We start from the raw sequence: 16,992 nt of genomic DNA on the forward strand, positions 1-16,992 counted from the left end.
ATTGTGTCGGACCACGAGGAGCGTTGTCACACCCTAAGTGAAGAATCGGTAACCATCACTACCTCCGGTGTTCAGCCTGTCACTCGATGTTCGTCGCGGTCAGCCGTCCCCAGGCGATCGTTCTGTCCGCAATGCTCTTGAGGGTCTCCGAGAGGGGGGCACCCTTGGCGAGACCGACCTTCCGGTCGAGCGCGTAGACAGTGAAACGATAGTTCTCCCGGGGCCGGCACGGAGGCTCATAGCCCACTTTGCCGGAGGTCGTTCTGCCCTCCAGGGCGCCGACCGGGATCGCGCTCTCGGTCAGCTCGTTGGTGCGCGGGTCGATGTCGAACACGACCCAGTGCACCTCGGCGCGGGTCGTGGAGTCGTTGTTGTCGACCACGATCGCGATGGACTCGGCTCCGTCCGGCACCCCGGACCACCGCAGGGGAGGGTTGCCGACCGAACCGCGGCAGGAGTAGTCGGACGGCAGGGGGCTACCGTCCCGCAGCGTGGGGCTCGAGACGCTGAGCGGCTCCAGCTGGAGACGCTCGGCGGAGGCGGCGCTGCCGACCATGCCGCATCCGGAGGAGACGACGACGAGCGCCGCGGACACCGCCATCGTGGCGGCCCGGCGCGCGCGCGTAGACGTGTTCGACTGCCCCATGCCCGATGATGCTACGCGGATCTGGAAGGTGCACCGACCGGATCGCCAGGTTCCGCGGGACGGGAATGCCGTGGAATCGGACAGAATCAATGGATGGACGGGGTGAAGTTGGATATCGGGGTGAATTTCTCGATCCTCGGTCCCCTCGAGATCCGCCGTGCCGACCGGACCGTGGAGATCGCGGGGCGGCGCCTGCGCGCCCTCCTCTGCCTGCTGCTCCTCGACGCCGGGCGGGCGGTCCCGGCCGACCGGCTGGTCGCGGGGGTGTGGGGGGACGACCCCCCGGCCGCGGTGGGCAACGCCCTGCAGGCGCTGGTCTCCCGCCTCCGCACGGTCCTGCGGGAGGACCGGGCCCTGGTGGAGGCCACGGCGACCGGCTACCGGCTGGCCGCCGACCCCGACCGGGTGGACGCCCACCGGTTCGCCCGGCTGGCCGCCGAGGGCCGCTCCGCCCTCGCCGCGGGCTCCCCGGCCGACGCCGCGGACACCATCCGCGCCGCGCTGGCCCTCTGGCGCGGGGCCGCCCTGTCCGACCTCGGCGGGAACGGGATCGTCGCCGCCCAGGTGGCCCGGCTGGACGCGCTGCGCCTGGCCGCCCTGGAGGACCGCGTCGAGGCCGACCTGCTGCTCGGCCGCCAGAGCGACCTGATCGCCGAACTGCCCGCGCTGATCGCCGCCCATCCGCTCCGCGAGCGGCTGCGCGGCCAGCTCATGCGCGCGCTGTACGGCGCGGGCCGCCGGGTCGAGGCGCTGGCCGCCTTCGAGGAGGCCCGCGCGCTCTTCGCCGAGGAACTGGGCGCTGACCCCTCACCCGAACTGACCGGGCTCCACCTGTCCATGCTGCGCGGGGATCCCCCGTCCGGGACCCGCCCCGGCCCCCGGGCCCCGGCTGGGACGCGGGAGCCTCCCGCGGCGCCGCGCCCGGGCAGCCTGCCGGCCAGGCTCACCAGCTTCGTCGGCCGGGAGCACGACGTGGCCCGCGCGTCGGAGCTGCTGGCGGACCACCGGCTGGTCACCCTGCTCGGCCCCGGCGGCGCCGGCAAGACCAGGCTGGCGGTCGAGACGGCCGAGGCGGTCGCCGGCCGGATGCCCGACGGCGTCCGGCTGGTCGAGCTGGCCCCGGTGGGGGAGCCGGACGAGGTGCCGCAGGCGGTCTTCTCGGCCCTGGGGCTGCGCGACGGATCGATCCCGCCGCCCGGCGTCCTCCCCCCGCCCGTCCGCGACCCGGTCTCCCGCCTGCTCGCCGTCCTGTCCGGCAAGCGGGTGCTGATCGTCCTGGACAACTGCGAGCACGTGGTCGAGGCGGCGGCGGCGCTCGCCGGCCGGCCGCTCCCCGGCTGCCCCGGCGTGCGGATCCTCGCCACCAGCCGCGAGCCGCTCGGCATCACCGGAGAGCTGACCTGGCCCGTGCCGCCGCTGGGGCTCCCGCCCGAGGGCGGCGGCCCGCACGGCGCCCTCGACGCCGAGGCCGCCCTCCGCTCCCCGGCGGTCCGCCTGTTCGCCGAGCGCGCCGCGGCCGTCCGCCCCGGCTACCGGCCCGAGGCCGAGATCGAGGCGGTGGTGCGGGTCTGCCGCGAGCTGGACGGCATGCCGCTCGCCATCGAACTGGCCGCGGCCCGCCTGCGCTCCCTGTCCGCCGGTCAGCTCGCCGACCGCCTCGACGACCGTTTCCGCCTGCTGACCGGCGGCAGCCGTACGGCGCTGCCCCGGCACCGGACGCTGCGCGCGGTGGTGGAGTGGAGCTGGGACCTGCTGGACGGGCCGGAGCGCACGCTGGCGCGGCGGCTGTCGGTCTTCTCCGGGGGCGTCTCCCTGGAGGCCGCCGAGCGGGTCTGCTCCGGGGAGGGGCTGCCGCGCGGCGACGTGCTCGACGTGCTGGCCCGCCTGGTCGACAAGTCGCTGGTGACGGTGGCCGCCCGCGACGGGGCCGTCCCCCGCTACCGGATGCTGGAGACCATCCGCGCCTACGCCGCCGAGCGGCTGGCCGCCGCGGGCGAGGAGGAGCGGTTCCGGCTGGCGCACGCGGAGTTCTTCGCCGAGCTGGCCGAGAGCGCCGACCCCGGGCTCCGCGACCGGCGGCAGGCGGCCTGTCTCGCCGAGATGTCCCGTGAGCACGACAACCTGTCGGCGGCGCTGCGCTGGACCACCGAGGCGGGCCGTGCCGGCCTGGCGTTCCGGCTGGTCGGCGCGATGGGCTGGTACTGGTGGCTGCGCGGGCACCGCGCCGAGGCCGCCCACCGGGCGCGCGAGGTGCTCCGGCTCGCCGACGGAGCCGGACCGGGGCAGCTGGCCCTGGTCCGGGCGGTCCACGGGGCCAGCGCGGTCGGCACCGGCATCGGGCTCGACGTCGCGCGGGCCGAGCTGGCGGAGGCGGCCCGCCTGGCCAGGCAGGAGGTCGAGCCTCCCTGGCACCCCCTGGTCGTGCTGGCCGGGCCGATCGCCGAGATGTTCACGGGCGTCCACCCGGACGGCGGGCACCTCGACGGGATGTCCGCTCACCCCGACCCCTGGGTGCGGGCCCTGGCCCGCATGTTCCGCGGCTCCGAGCACCTCGCCGCCGGCCGGACGGACGCCGCCGAGGCGGAGCTGCGCGGCTGCCTGCGCGGCTTCGAGGAGCTCGGCGAGTGCTGGGGCACCGGCAACGCGATGGGCGTGCTCGCGGAGCTCGACTTCATGCGCGGCGAGCCGGAGAAGGGGCTGGAGCGGCTGCGCGGGGCCGTCGCCGTCCTGGAGCGGATCGACGCGGTCGACGAGATCGCCTACATGCGCGGCAGGGTCGCCTTCGCGCTCAACCTGCTGGGGGACCGGGCGACGGCCAGGCGGATGCTGGACGAGTCGCTCCGCACCGCCCTGCGCAGCGGCGACCGGGTCGGCGGAGTGGCCTTCCTCACCGCCCGGGGCGACTTCGCCCGCGAGAGCGGTGACCTGGCCGAGGCCCGGGGCTACTACGCCGACGCCCTGCGGATGGTGGACGCCGAGGCCGCCATGCCGGTCCAGATCAGGGCGCTGGTGAACGTCTCGCTCAGCATGCTGGCCGAGCAGGAGGGCGACCTGGCCAGGGCCCGCCGCCTGCTCGGCACGGCGCTGGAGCAGGCGGCGGGCTCGGCGGACGCGGCCGCGTTCGGCGTGGTGCTGATCGGCCTGGCGGGTCTGTCGCTGGCCGAGGGCGACCCCGCCCGGGCCGCGGCGCTGCTCGGCGGGGCCGCGACGGCCCGGGGCGCCGACGCGGTCGTCGACTTCGACCACGTGCGGATCACCGGCGGGGCGAGGTCCGCCCTCGGCGAGGAGGAGTTCGCCCGGCACTACGGGCGCGGCCGGGCGCTGTCCCGCACGGACCTCCTCTCCCTGGCGGGCCGCGGGACCGCCGGGGGCGGGCCCGCGGATCAGTCGTCCTCGCCCAGCGCCCGGTAGGGCTTGCGCAGCAGGTCGACCAGGGGGATGTGCCGGACCTTGACCTGCGGCGGCTCCAGGGCGCGCAGGAGGAAGTCGGCGGACGCGGGCGTGCCGTCCGCGCGGGGGCGGAGCCGGCTCAAGGGGACGCCCGGCGAGTAGAAGTCGTCCAGCCGCCGCTCGAACGGCGTGTCCTCCACCGGCTCCGACCCGGGGGCGTCCTGCCCGGCGTCGCGCCCCGGGACGCCGCCCCCGGACCCCGCCCGCCCGGGTCCGCTCCGCCCCGGCCCGCCGTGCCCGGCGCGTGCCACGTCAGCTCACCGCCCCGGGGCCGAGGGCGAACAGCTCGCGGAGCCGTTCGGTGGACAGGTCGGCGATCCAGTCCTCGCCGGTGCCGACCACGGTCTCCGCCAGGGCCTTCTTCCGCTCGATCATCTCGTCGATCCGCTCCTCCAGAGTGTCCACGCAGACGAACTTCCGCACCTGGACGTTGCGCTTCTGGCCGATCCGGAACGCCCGGTCCGTGGCCTGGTCCTCCACCGCGGGGTTCCACCACCGGTCGACGTGGACGACGTGGCTGGCGGCGGTCAGGTTGAGTCCGGTCCCGGCCGCCTTCAGCGAGAGCAGGAACAGCATCGGCCCCTCGGCGCTCTGGAAACGCTCCACCAGCTCGTCGCGCCGGGCCTTGGGCAGACCGCCGTGCAGCCAGAGCACCGGAACCTCCAGCCGGGCGGCGAGGTACGGCTGGAGCAGCGAGCCGAAGGCGGCGTACTGCGTGAAGACGAGCGCCCTGTCGCCCTCCGCGACGACCTCCGCCGCGATCTCCTCCAGCCGGGCCAGCTTCCCCGAGCGGCCCGCCAGCGGCGAGCCGTCGCCGAGCAGGTGGGCGGGGTGGTTGCAGATCTGCTTGAGCCGGGTCATCGTGGCCAGCACGTTGCCGCGCCGCTCGACGCCCTCGGTGCGGTCGATCCTGCCGAGCATGTCGTTCAGCACGGCCCGGTACAGCTCCGCCTGCTCGGAGGTGAGCGTGCACCAGACCTTCATCTCCAGCTTCTCCGGCAGGTCGGAGATGATCGACCGGTCGGTCTTGAGACGGCGCAGCACGAACGGCCCGGTGGCCCGCCGCAGCGCCCGGGAGGCGTCCTCGTCGCCGCGCGTCTCGATCGGCTCCTGGTAGCGCTTTCGGAACCGCTTGGCGGAACCGAGCAGGCCCGGGTTGCAGAACTCCATGATCGACCAGAGCTCCGAGAGGCGGTTCTCCACGGGGGTGCCGGTCAGCGCCAGCCGGGTCCTGGCGGGGATCGACCGCACGGCGCGGGACTGCAGGGCGGTGCTGTTCTTGATCGCCTGGGCCTCGTCGCAGACCACCCGCTCCCACTCCAGCCGCGCCAGCGCCCCGGCGTCGCGCAGGGCCGTGCCGTAGGTGGTGACGACCAGGTCCGCCTCCCGGACGGCCGCGGCCAGCTCCGCCTCCTCGCGGTGGCGCGCCCCGCCGTGGTGGACGTAGACCCGGAGCGAGGGGGCGAACCGGGCCGCCTCCTTCTGCCAGTTGCCGACCAGCGACATCGGGCAGACCAGCAGCGTCGGCGGCACCGCCCGTCCGCCGGCCCGCTCGCCGAGCAGCAGGGAGAGCGTCTGCGCGGTCTTGCCCAGTCCCATGTCGTCGGCGAGCACGCCGCCCAGGCCGAGACCCGACAGGAAGCTCAGCCAGGACAGGCCGCGCTCCTGGTAGGGGCGGAGCGTGCCGCGGAAGGCGGCGGGGGTGGCGACGGGGGTCAGGCGGCGGTCGGCCTCACCCGAGAGCAGATCGCCGAGGGGACCGTCGGCCTCCACGCCGACCAGCGGCAGCTCCCCGTCACCGCCCTCCACGACCTCGCGGATCACCCCGCCCACGGTCGCCTCGCCGCCGCGCCGCCCGGCGGCCCGCAGCGCGGCCTTGAGCTGCGCGTCGTCCAGCTCGACCCACCGGCCCGCGATCCGGGCCAGGGGGATCCGCCGGCCGGCCAGCCCGGCCAGCTCCTCCTCGCTCAGGACGTGGTCGCCGACGACCACGTCGAACCGTACGGCCACCGGGTCGTCCAGGCCGGTCGTCCGCCCGGTCCCCCGGTCGGCCCCTCGCCCGGTCCGGCCCTCCGCGCCGGTCGCGCGGGCGGTCATCCGCAGGCCCAGTCCCGTCCGGCCGGCCCAGGCGGGCAGCAGCACGCCGTACCCGGCGGCCCGCAGCGCCGGCGCGCCGCCCCGCAGGAAGGAGAAGGCCCAGGCCGTCTCGACCGCCATGCCGGTCGGCTCGGCGGAGCGCAGCGCGGTGTGCAGGCCGGGGTGGAGGCGGACGGCGCGCTCCAGCTCGGTGCGCAGGAGCTCCATCGGCCGCTCGGGCAGCCACGGGGCCCGCTCGCCGGCCAGGATCCGGGCGGCGGGCAGCATGCGGCCGGGCTCCCCGGCGGGGGACAGGCCGAACTCCACCTGCCACGGGGCGCGGTCCGGGTCACCGTCCGGGCCGCCGTCGTCCGCCGGTTCGGTCAGCCGGAAGCAGGCCCGGACGGGGCCGTCCAGCTCGTGCCCGGCGGCCAGCCACGCGCGCAGGGCCTCGTCCAGCGCGGCGGCCTCGGCGGGCCGGGCGGAGGGGAGCGAGGGGTCCTCGGCGGTCAGCGCGTGCAGCCAGCGGTCGGTCAGCGCACTCCGCAGGCCGGGCCGGTTCCCCGCGATCAGCCGGTCGGGCATCGCCAGCCGCGCCGCGCCGTCCACCAGTGCGTCCAGGGCCTCGCGCAGCACCCGCGCCGACGGCCGCTCCCCGCGTACGGCGCGGCAGACCGGCGGCATGGCCGCGGCGAGGTCGCGCAGGGCGGCCGCGTCCGCCCCGGTGAGCACGGGCCGCCAGCGGGCCTCGGGCACGTCGCCCGCCCAGGCGAGCTGCGGGAGGATCCGGCCCCGCCGGACCAGGGCGCGCGCGTGCTCGCCCACGACGGCGAAGTAGCGCAGCGACAGGCCGGGTGCCCACACCGGCTCGTCACCGGCGTCGAGCACGGGCGGGACGTCGTGCAGCGGGACCGAGCCGAGCAGCGGGAGGGCGGCGGCGGGCCGGAGCAGGAGCGCCGGCACCCGCCAGGGGGAGATCGCGGCGCCTGCGGCGGCCGGGACGGCCCGGCCCGACTCGGGCGAGGGCAGCGGGCCCCGCGCCGAGGCCGGGAGCAGCAGGGGCAGCTCGGCCTGCTCCGCAGCGCCCTCGGAGGGGGCGGCCCCCTCCGCGAGCGCCGCGGCCAGGACGGGCGCGGCCGCCGCGAACGGATGGGCGGGAGGGGCCTCCCGCCCGGGAGGACCGGCCTGCGGCGCGGCGGGATCGGCGCGACCGGCTGAGGCGGGACCGCGGGGGGCGGGGCCGCGGGGCCGGGCGGTGTCCTCCGCCCACAGCCCCAGCCGCCCGTCCACCCAGGCACCGTGGACCACCAGCACGCCGTACCCCCGTTCTCCCGGAACTCCGCGGTGCCCCGCGGCCGCCCGCCGCCTCCGGCGGGGAGCCCGCCTCAGGGCGGGACGCCCGCAGCGGCGGATCTCCCGCCGCCCCGGTGGGAATCCGTCCCCGGACCGGAAACGTTACGCGACTCCCGCCTCCGCGGGGCGGCTCACCCGGCGCCCCCGCAGGGCCCGCGGGGGCGCCGGGGCGGTCTCCCGCCGCGGCGAGGGCCCGCGGGAGCGGGTCACACCCGGCTGCGGAAGGCGCGGACCGCCAGCGGCGCGAAGACCACGACGAAGCCGGCGGACCAGAGCAGGGAGACCAGCACCGGACGGGCCACCTCGCCGCCGATCAGCAGGCCGCGGATCGCGTCGGCCAGGTGGGTGACCGGGTTGAGGCCGGACCAGGTCTCCAGCCAGCCGGGGAAGGTCTGGTCCGGCACCAGGGCGCTGCTGGTGAAGGTCAGCGGCATCATCACGGAGAAGGCGATCATCTGGACCTTCTCCGGGCTGGACGCCCGCAGCCCGATCAGGACCGACATCCACGACATGGCCAGGGCGACCACGACCAGCAGGGCCATGGCTCCCAGCAGGCCGAGCACGCTCGTCCCGACCCGGAACCCCAGGAGCATGCCGAAGCCGACGAGCAGGGCGAAGGCCCACACCTGCTTGGCGGTGTCGGCGATGACCCTGCCGGCCAGCGGGGCGGTCCGGGCGATCGGCAGGCTCCGGAGCCGGTCGAAGACGCCCTTGGAGATGTCGGTGTTCAGGCCGATCGCGGTGGACAGCGTGTAGAACAGGGCGTTCTGCACCAGGAGCCCGGGGAGGGCGAACCGCAGGTAGCCGTCCGTCGATCCGAGGATCGCGCCGCCGAACACGTAGGTGAACAGCAGCAGGAGCATGATGGGCTGGATGCTCAGGTCGAGCAGCTCCCACGGGTTGTGCTTGATCTGGACCAGGCTGCGCCAGGCCAGCGTCATCGTCTGGCGCAGCGTGGCCACCGGGCCGACGCGCGCGGCCGGGGCGGGGGCCGCGGGGGCCGCCGTCGTCATCGCGGTCATACGAGGCTCTCCTCCTTCTCCGCGTCGGGCTCCTCCTCGGCCCGGTGGCCGGTGAGGGCCAGGAACACCTCGTCGAGGCTCGACTTGCGCAGCGCCAGCTCGCCCGCCACGACGCCCAGGTCGTCGAGGCGGCGCACGACGGCGGGCACGACCGCCGGGTCGCGCACGGACGCGGTGGCCTTCCCGCCGGTCAGGTCCGGGGTCTCGCCGATGACGTCGGCGACGACCCGGGCGACCAGGTCGAGGTCGGAGGACCGCAGCGGCCGGACCTCCAGGACCTGCGCGCCGGTGGTCGCCTTGAGCTCGTCGGAGGTGCCCGAGGCGATCACCCTGCCGTGGTCGAAGACCACGATGTCGTCGGCGAGCTGGTCGGCCTCCTCGAGGTACTGGGTGGTGAGCAGCACCGACACCCCGTCGGCCATCAGGCCGCGCACGACGCTCCACAGCTCCGTCCGGCTGCGGGGGTCGAGGCCGGTGGTGGGCTCGTCGAGGAACAGCACCTGGGGCCGCCCGACCAGGCTCGCCGCCAGGTCCAGGCGCCGGCGCATGCCGCCGGAGTAGGTCTTGGCGGCCCGCGCGCCCGCCGCGGACAGGTCGAAGCGCTCCAGCAGCTCGGCCGCCCGCCGCCGGGAGTCCGCCCGCGACATGCCGAGCAGCCGGCCGATCATCATGAGGTTCTCCACGCCGGTGAGCATCTCGTCCACCGCGGCGTACTGCCCGGTCAGGCCGATGAGCGAGCGCACCCGGTGGGCCTGCCGCACCACGTCGAACCCGCCGACCGAGGCCCTGCCCGCGTCGGGGCGGAGCAGCGTGGCGAGGATCCGCACGGCGGTGGTCTTGCCCGCGCCGTTCGGTCCCAGGACGCCGAGCAGGCGCCCCTGGGGGACGACGAGGTCGACCCCGTCGAGTGCCCGGGTCTCTCCGTAGCGTTTCATCAGGCCTTCCGCCTGGATGGCAGGTTGCATGAGCGGTTCCCTGAGGTCGGAGCGTCTGGAGTGGGTCGCTCCGGACACCCGGAGCGACGCGATGCGCCCTCAGCATGCACGGGCCCGCTGACACTCTCCTGACGCCCGTCCGGCGGGAGCCGGGGGTCACCGAGGGATCGCTGAGGGATCGCTGAGGGATCGCTGACGGGCCCCTGACACGGCGCTCCACCTGCCGGAAAACGACCCTTTAGGCTGGCGTTGTGAGCGATCAGAGCGATATGAACGGGAACGCCGTGGACGCCGCGGTGCCGCCCGCCGGGGAGGGCGGGCGCGCCCGGTCCGCGCAGGGCCCCGGAGGGGTGCCCCTGAGGGACCCGGCCCATCCGGTCTCCCGGCGGGCGATCTGGCTGTGGCTGCTGCAGGGGATGGTCTGGGCGGTGCTCCTGACCGGCGGCTCGGTGTTCCTGGCCCGCTGGATCGACGAGGCGCGCTGGTCCTGGCTGCCCGGCTGGGCGCTGGACAACGCCGCGCTGCTGCCGTGGCCGGTGGGCGTGGCGCTGGCGGCGGGGACCGTCACCGAGTCGCTCTGGCGGTACGCGGTCCACCGCTGGGAGCTCACCGGGGACGTGGTCTACGCGCGTTCCGGATGGATCAGCAGGGAGTGGGTGTTCGTCCCGGTCAGCCGGATCCAGACCGTGGACAAGGCGCAGGGCTGGTTCGAGCGGATGCTCGGCCTCGCCACGCTGGAGATCCGTACGGCCTCCCACGCCGGCTCGTCCACGATCAGAGGCCTCGACCACGAGGTGGCGGCGCGGCTGGCCGCGGAGCTCGCCCGGCGGGCCGAGGAGCTGAGGGACGACGCGACGTGACCGGACCCTCGCCTTCCGATCCGCGGCCGTCCGAGCAGCCTCCGCCTGCCGGCCCGCAGCCGTCGGATCAGCCGCCATCCGGTACGGCCTCGCCGTATGCTCCGCAGCCCGGTCCGCAGTTCGGCCCGGAGCCCGCGCAGCCGCCGGCCACGCCGGCGCTGCGGCTCAGTCCGAAGGTGCTGCTGACCGATCCGATCCGGATGCTGCCCTCGCTCTTCCTGCCGCTGGTCGGAGTCCTGTTCCTCGGCGGGTTCTCGGCCGGTTCGTTCGCGTGGGCGGCGCTCGGCGTCGTGGGCTCGGTCGTCTACTCCGCCGTGCGCTGGGCGACCTTCACCTACCAGGTCGTCGGCGACCGGCTGGAGCTGACCCGGTCGCTGGTCAGCCGGTCGGTGCGGACGATCCCGCTGGAGCGCATCCGGGGCGTCGACGTCAGCCATCCGCCGCTGCACCGCCTGCTGGGCATCGCCGTGCTGCGCATCGACACCGGCGCCGGCGGCGACGACAAGCAGGAGGGCGAGCTCGACGGGGTGACCCGGGCGGAGGCCGAGCGGCTCAAGGCCGTGCTGCTCTGGCACGCCCGGGCCCGCATGGCACGGCGGGCGGCCCGCGGGGCCGCCGGGGCCGCCCCCGGGGCTCCGGTGGCCGGTGCGGGGCAGGGGCCCGCGACGGGCGTTCCGGTGCCGGACGGCGCGGTCCCCGCCCCGGTCCGCCACGAGATCGGCGAGGCGACCCCCGAGCGGGTCTTCCTGGCGGTGCCGCGCAGGTGGCTCGCCTACGGCCCCCTGTCGGGGGCGTACCTGCTGAGCCCCTTCGCGCTGCTGGCGGCCGGGGTGGGCGCCGCCTTCCAGTGGGGTGAGCAGCTGGGCGTCGAGCGGCGGGCCCTGTGGAGCGCCGCGGAGTGGCTGTGGCAGCACTGGGGGGTGCTGGTCGCGGCCCTCGTCCTGCTGCTGCTGATCACCCCGCCCGTCGACATGGCGGTGTACGCGCTGTTCAACTGGGACTTCACCCTGAAGGCCAGGGAGGGGTACCTGGTCGCGGAGCGCGGTCTGCTCACCCGCAGGAGCGTGTCGCTGGAGCGGCGCAGGGTGCGCGGGTTCGAACTGGTCGAGAGCCTGCTGGAACGGCAGGCGGGCATGGCCCGGGCCTGGGCGATCGTGACCGGGCTGGGAGACTCGCAGACCCGCGGCCAGCTCCTGCCCGTGGTGCCGCGCAAGGTCGCGCTCGAGGTGACGGGGGAGGCGGTCGGGCCGATCAGGGCGGACCTGCGGGCGCATCCTCCGGCGGCGCGCAGGCGCAGGCTGTTCCGGGCGGTCTTCCCCTGGCTGGCGGCCACCGCGTGCGCCCTGCCGCCCGCGGTGATCTGGTCAGGGCCCTGGTGGGGGGCCGTGGCCGCCGGGCTGCTCCTCGCGCTGCTGGGCGTCCCGCTCGGCCTCGACCGCTACCGTTCGCTGGGGCACGCCTACGACGGCTCCCGCCTGGCGGTGCGGTCGGGGTCGCTGCGCCGGTCCCAGGCCGTGGTGGAGCGGCGCGCCGTCGTCGGCTGGACGCTCAGCCAGACCTGGTTCCAGCGCAGGGCCGGGCTGCTGAGCGTGGTGGCCGGGGTGGGCGCGGGCACCGGCGGATACACGGCCCTGGACGTCGGCGAGGCGGAGGGCGTCGCCTTCGTCTCCGAGGTGACCCCCGACTGGCTCGCGCCGTTCGTCGCGCCCGGCGCCGACTGATCCGCCGGCACTCCCCGCCGCCCGGGCGGGGAGGGCCTCGTGCGGGCGGCCGCCGGGCCGCTCCGCCGCGGGTGCCCCGGGGCCCGTCCGGGACGGGCCCGGGGACGCTCCGGTCAGTCGGGGCGGCGGGCGCCGAACATGATCTCGTCCCAGGTCGGCACGGACGCGCGGCGTCCCCGGCCCCGCTTCGCCGGGCGGGCCGGGGCCGGGGCCGGGGCCGGGGCGGGCTTCGGCGGGTCGGCGGGCTTGTCCACCGGCTTGTCCGCGGGGGCCTTGTCCGCGGGCTTGTCCGGTCCGCTCCGCGGTGCGGGCTCGGCCTCCTTGCGCACGGCCTCGCGGGCCGGCTCGGCGGGGGGACGGCCGGGCCGGTCGGCGCTCAGCCGAGCCGCGGGCACGGTGATCGGAGCCTCCTGCGCGGCCGGGGCGGCGGCCGCCTCCCCGTCCTCGGCGGGGGCCTGCGGGGTCTCGGGGACCCGCTCGGCGTCGGCGGCGGGCCCGCCGGGAACCCGGCCGGCCTCGGCGGCCGGGGTCGCGGGCTCGCCCGCGGGCTCCGCGGTCTCCTCCACCGCTTCCCGCACGGCGGGCTCGGCGGGTGCGGCTGCGGCGGGTTCGGACGGCGCGGCGGGTTCGGCGGGCCGGACCACCGGCTCGGGAGCGGGCGCCCCCGGGGCGCGCAGCGGCGGCACGGCGGGCACGGGCGGGGCCTCGAAGCCCTCCGGGAGCGGGGGCATCGGAGGCCGCACGTAGGCGGCTGGGGGCCCGGCCGGCGCCTGCGGGGCGGGCGTCTCCGGAAGGCGGAGCCCGGCCGCGTCCGCCGCCGGGGGATCGGCGGGGGCGTCGGCGGCCGGATCGGCGGACCCGGCGGGGGGCACGGCGGGGGGCACGGCGGGGGGCACGGCGGGGGGTCCGGCGGCGGGCGGTTCCGCCGGAGGGCCGGACCGCAGGACCGAGGCCAGCGGCACGGGCGCCGGGTCCGGGGGCTCCGGTGTCAGCGGGGGCACCGGGGCGAGCTTGGTCACCACGCGGGGCACGAACGGCGTGACCGTGGTGTCCTCGGGCGGCTCGACGTACTCGCTCGCCGACAGGCGCCTGGCCTCGTCGTCGTGCGGGGTGATGTGGCGCCGCCGGGGGTCGAAGAGCCACTCGGCGTGGCGCGTGTGGCCGTTCCACACGAACCCGAGCTTGATCCGCCAGAGGTTGTCGTCGCGCTTGGCGGAGTCCCAGTCGATCTCGTCGGCGGGCACGCCGCGGCGGGTCAGCCGCTCGGTGACCAGCTCGCCGAGGGTGGGCCCGGGCGCGGTGGCGTCGGGCAGCCGGACGGCGCAGCGCTGCGCCTGCTGGGCCATGTACTCGCGCTCCTGGAGCACGGGGCCCTCGAACCAGCGCACCCGCTCGACCGGGATGCCCGCGGTGGCGGCGATCTCCTCGGCGGTCTCGCCGGCGCGGATCCTGGCCTGGATCTCCTTGGGGCGCAACGGGCTCTCCACTTCGATCTCGTACTGGCCGAGACGGGAGAAGTTGCCGCGGACGGCTGCGCGGAGCCGGTCGTCGACGGGGAGTGTGAACCGGGTCCCCCGGCCGGCCGTCGCCAGCACGAGGTAGGTCCCGTCCTCACTCACCGCGACGAGTCGGAGCTCCTGCATGCGAGTCCCTTCGTCGTCGTGCTCAATCTTCCCCCGGACCCTTGAGTGTCTCGCGTGTGCCGGTTGCCTGCCAGCACCGTACCCGGCATGTCCGAACATAGCCTTGCCGGAGAGGGCTCGCATCGATGTGACGCCGATCACATTTGGTGTGTTCGCCCGATCGGGGGACATCCGGGCGGAGCAGCAGGTTCGGGTCCTGGACGGATTCTTCCGAATAACCTCCGGCGCCGCCGTGGACTTCGCCGAAGAGACCGGAACCGGCCGGGGGTCCCGCGCGGCGGGGCCCGCCTCGCGCTCCCGGGCGGCGTCCGGCCCGCCGCCGGGGCCGGACGGCGCGGCGGGTGCGGTCAGGGCGCGGCGGCGGACCGGTGGGGATCCGGCCGCGGGGACGGCCGCCGGACCGGTCTCCGGAGTCGCCGTCGGGCCGGTGCCCGCGGTCGACGCCGGGGCGGCCTGCGGGGCGGCCTGCGGAGCGGCCGGGGCGGGCGCGGCTGCGCGCCGTACCGGGGCGGGGCGGCGGAGGAAGGTCATCGGCGGCGGGCTCCCTCGGGGTCGGGACGGCTCGGGCACTGGGCAGTGTGCCCGCCGGGAGCGTGCCGGGGGCGCGGACACGCCGTTCCTTGGCGGCCGCTTGGGCACGGCCTTGCGCCCGGCGCTCAGGGGCCCAGGACGGTGTCGAGGTGGTCGTTGGCGAACAGCCTCAGGGGATCCAGGCGGTCCCTCAGCGCCAGGAAGTCGGTGAAGCGCGGGTAGACGGTGCGCAGGTAGGCGGCGTCGCGGGTGTGCAGCTTCCCCCAGTGGGGCCGCCCGCCGAGCCGCGTCATGATCTCCTCGACGCCCGCGAAGTACTCGGGGTTCGGCGTGGGCCGGTAGACGTGGCAGGCGATGTAGCCCGTCTCCCTGCCGTAGGCGGTGGACAGCCACGCGCCGGAGGGCGGGGTGACCCGCACCTCGACGGGGAAACTGATCTTCCAGCCCTCCGCCGCCACGAGGTCGCGGGTCTCGCGCAGCGCCCGGCCCAGGTGCTCGCGCGGGACGGCGTACTCCATCTCCAGGAAGCGCACGCTCCGCACGCTCGTGAAGACCTTGTAGGAGGTGTCGGTGCGGGCGGAGGCCGACAGGGCCGCCGCGGAGAGCGCGTTGAGCCGGGGGATCGCGCCGGGCAGGCGGGCGCCGATCCCGCAGAGCGCGCCGAACAGGGTGTTCTCCATGAACACGGCGTCCAGCCAGTGCCGCAGGGCGCCCGGGGGGTCCGCCGGGCCCGGGCTGCGGTTGTTCCGCTTCGTCAGGCAGGTGTCGGTGTGCGGCAGCCAGAAGAAGTCCAGGTGCTCGTCGGCGGCGGTGAGCGCGTCGAGCGAGCCGAGGATCGTGCTCAGCGCCATCGGCTCGCGGACGCTGCGCAGCAGGAACGACGGCTCCACCCGGAAGGTCACGGCGGTCAGCACGCCGAGCGCGCCCAGCCCCACCCGGGCGGCGTCGAACAGGTCCCGTTCGCCGGGGTCGGCGGCGCCCGCGCGGACCGTGACGACCTCGCCGTCGGCGAGCACCAGCTCCAGTGCGAGCACCTGGTCGGCCAGGCCGCCGACGTCGCGGCCGGTGCCGTGGGTGCCGGTCTGGATCGCCCCGGCCAGCGTCTGCGCGGTGATGTCGCCCATGTTGGCCAGGGCCAGGCCCCGGTGGTGGAGCTGCTCGTTGAGCGCCCGCAGCGGGGTGCCCGCCGCCGCCGTGACCCAGCCGTCGCCGACCTCGCGGATCCCGGTCAGCGCGTCCGGCCGGAGCAGCAGGCCGTCGGTCAGCGCGACGCCGGTGAAGGAGTGGCCGGTGCCGGCCATGCGCACCCGCCGCCCGGACGCCGCGGCGTCCCGTACGGCCCGCACGACCTCCTCCACCGAGGCGGGGGCGCGGACCTCGGCGGGCACGGCGGACTGGTTCCCCGCCCAGTTGCGGAACTCACGCACGAATATGAACGATACTCATGATTCTTGCCGGGCAACAGGGGTGCGCAGCCAGGCGGAACCCGCCAGGCCGACGGCCGCCGCCAGCAGGGCGCACAGCAGGGGGAGGGCGTAGGCGTTGGAGGCGCCGAACGCGTCGGTGAGCCGCCCTCCGGCCCACGCGCCCAGCGCCACCCCGAACCCGATCGCGGTGGACAGCCAGGACATGCCCTCGGTCAGCAGGTGGGCCGGGACCAGCCGCTCGATCAGCGCGTAGCCGGTGATGATCGTGGGGGAGATCGACAGGCCCGCGACGAACAGCGCCACGGTCATCACCCGCAGGTCGCCCACCAGGACGATGGGGGCGAACCCGGCGGCGAACGCGCCCAGGGCGCGGACGAAGCGGCCGCGCAGCGAGAGCTTCCAGCGCCGCGCGCCGTACCAGAGCCCGGAGGTCAGGCTCCCGGCCGCCACGGCGGACAGCAGCAGGCCCCCCGCGGCGGGCGCCCCGCGCTCCTCGGCGAACGCCACCGTGATCAGGTCCATCGAGCCGAAGACCGCGCCCATGGCCAGGAAGACGCACGACAGCAGGGCGACCCCGGGGATCGTGATGGGGGTGCCGCCCCGCGCCCCGTCCCGGCGGACCGGAGGCTCGGACCCGCGCTGCAGCGCGAAGACGAGGGTGCCGGCCAGCGTGCAGACCACGACCACGATCAGGCCGATGTAGGGGTTGACCATGGTGGCCAGGGCGGTGGCCAGCGCCGGGCCGCCGACGAAGATGAGCTCGTCGGCGACCGACTCGAACGAGAACGCGGTGTGCAGCCGGTCCGATCCCGCCAGCACGTGGGTCCAGCGGGCGCGCACCAGCGCGCCGAGGGAGACCGACGTCGCGCCCGCCGCCAGGCCCGAGGCGAACAGCGTCCAGGTCGGCGCGGCGAACTCCGCGCAGAGCATCAGGGCCGTGAGCGCGCTGCCGTGCGCGAGGACGAGCGGGACGATTACCCTGGCCTGACCGAACGTGTCCACCAGGCGCCCGGAGAAGGGCGCGGCGACGGCATAGGAGACGCTGACCGTGGCAGCGACCGCGCCCGCCATGCCGTACGACCCGGTCAGGGTCTCGACGAGCAGGATGATGCCGAGCCCCAGCATCGACATCGGCATCCGCCCGACGAAGCCCGAGATCACGAAACCCTTGACGCCGGGCGTGCTGAACAGCTCCCGGTACGGCCCGACCACCGATGTTCCCCTTCCGCACGCCCCCGGCGTGGATCGATCTGACGATTTCGTACCAAACGGCAGCCCGGCAAGTGGTTTAACACGCGACGGCATGCTGTACGGCCCGGTGGAGGCAA

General features: G+C 76.1%; 11 protein-coding genes. 3 read left to right on the forward strand and 8 right to left on the reverse strand.

Annotation, left to right across the window (positions count from 1 at the left end):
- Positions 1 to 79: 79 nt before the first annotated feature.
- Entirely contained in the window at positions 80 to 646 is a 567-nt protein-coding gene (locus tag ABD823_RS09300; RefSeq protein ID WP_344857873.1) for a YbhB/YbcL family Raf kinase inhibitor-like protein, read from the reverse strand.
- Between the two features lie 120 nt (positions 647 to 766).
- On the opposite strand from ABD823_RS09300, the gene ABD823_RS09305 reads away from it, so the two are divergent.
- Positions 767 to 4,057, forward strand: a complete 3,291-nt coding sequence (locus ABD823_RS09305) for an AfsR/SARP family transcriptional regulator (protein ID WP_344857875.1) — start codon at positions 767 to 769, stop codon at positions 4,055 to 4,057.
- Here the strand turns inward: ABD823_RS09305 and ABD823_RS09310 are convergent.
- The 4 genes from ABD823_RS09310 to ABD823_RS09325 form a co-directional block, all read right to left on the reverse strand.
- Positions 4,030 to 4,236: a hypothetical protein gene (locus ABD823_RS09310; protein ID WP_344857877.1), complete on the reverse strand. Its 207-nt coding sequence runs from the start codon at positions 4,234 to 4,236 to the stop codon at positions 4,030 to 4,032. The two genes, ABD823_RS09305 and ABD823_RS09310, sit on opposite strands and share 28 nt — an antisense overlap.
- A 112-nt stretch (positions 4,237 to 4,348) precedes the next feature.
- Entirely contained in the window at positions 4,349 to 7,486 is a 3,138-nt protein-coding gene (locus ABD823_RS09315) for a DEAD/DEAH box helicase (protein WP_344857879.1), read from the reverse strand.
- A gap of 245 nt (positions 7,487 to 7,731) precedes the next feature.
- Positions 7,732 to 8,547 (reverse strand): ABC transporter permease, encoded by an 816-nt coding sequence (locus tag ABD823_RS09320; RefSeq protein ID WP_344857881.1) that lies wholly within the window; start codon positions 8,545 to 8,547, stop codon positions 7,732 to 7,734.
- Positions 8,544 to 9,512, reverse strand: coding sequence for an ATP-binding cassette domain-containing protein (locus ABD823_RS09325; protein ID WP_344857883.1), 969 nt, complete (start codon positions 9,510 to 9,512; stop codon positions 8,544 to 8,546). Before ABD823_RS09325 ends, ABD823_RS09320 begins: the two co-directional genes overlap by 4 nt.
- A gap of 221 nt (positions 9,513 to 9,733) precedes the next feature.
- On the opposite strand from ABD823_RS09325, the gene ABD823_RS09330 reads away from it, so the two are divergent.
- Both ABD823_RS09330 and ABD823_RS09335 read left to right on the forward strand, forming a co-directional pair.
- A complete protein-coding gene (locus tag ABD823_RS09330) occupies positions 9,734 to 10,342 on the forward strand; it encodes a PH domain-containing protein (protein ID WP_344857885.1) in 609 nt (202 codons plus the stop codon).
- Positions 10,343 to 10,518: 176 nt separating this feature from the next.
- Positions 10,519 to 12,063, forward strand: coding sequence for a PH domain-containing protein (locus tag ABD823_RS09335; protein WP_344857887.1), 1,545 nt, complete (start codon positions 10,519 to 10,521; stop codon positions 12,061 to 12,063).
- A 113-nt stretch (positions 12,064 to 12,176) separates the two neighbouring features.
- Here ABD823_RS09335 and sepH read toward each other — a convergent pair whose 3' ends face one another.
- From sepH to ABD823_RS09350, 3 genes are all read right to left on the reverse strand, one after another.
- Positions 12,177 to 13,706 (reverse strand): septation protein SepH, encoded by a 1,530-nt coding sequence (gene sepH / locus ABD823_RS09340; protein ID WP_344857889.1) that lies wholly within the window; start codon positions 13,704 to 13,706, stop codon positions 12,177 to 12,179.
- 656 nt (positions 13,707 to 14,362) lie between these two features.
- Positions 14,363 to 15,664, reverse strand: a complete 1,302-nt coding sequence (locus ABD823_RS09345; RefSeq protein ID WP_344857891.1) for a D-arabinono-1,4-lactone oxidase — start codon at positions 15,662 to 15,664, stop codon at positions 14,363 to 14,365.
- Between the two features lie 15 nt (positions 15,665 to 15,679).
- Complete coding sequence (locus ABD823_RS09350; RefSeq protein WP_344857892.1) at positions 15,680 to 16,876, reverse strand: MFS transporter; 1,197 nt, start codon at positions 16,874 to 16,876, stop codon at positions 15,680 to 15,682.
- Positions 16,877 to 16,992: the final 116 nt, after the last annotated feature.

The organism is Planomonospora alba (assembly GCF_039534085.1).
Taxonomy (GTDB): Bacteria; Actinomycetota; Actinomycetes; order Streptosporangiales; family Streptosporangiaceae; genus Planomonospora_B; species Planomonospora_B alba.

Coding starts and splice junctions, on each gene's coding strand:
- ABD823_RS09300 (WP_344857873.1), bottom strand. CDS start 646: ATGGGGCAGTCGAACACGTCTACGCGCGCGCGCCGGGCCGCCACGATG.
- ABD823_RS09325 (WP_344857883.1), bottom strand. CDS start 9,512: ATGCAACCTGCCATCCAGGCGGAAGGCCTGATGAAACGCTACGGAGAG.
- sepH (WP_344857889.1), bottom strand. CDS start 13,706: ATGCAGGAGCTCCGACTCGTCGCGGTGAGTGAGGACGGGACCTACCTC.
- ABD823_RS09320 (WP_344857881.1), bottom strand. CDS start 8,547: ATGACCGCGATGACGACGGCGGCCCCCGCGGCCCCCGCCCCGGCCGCG.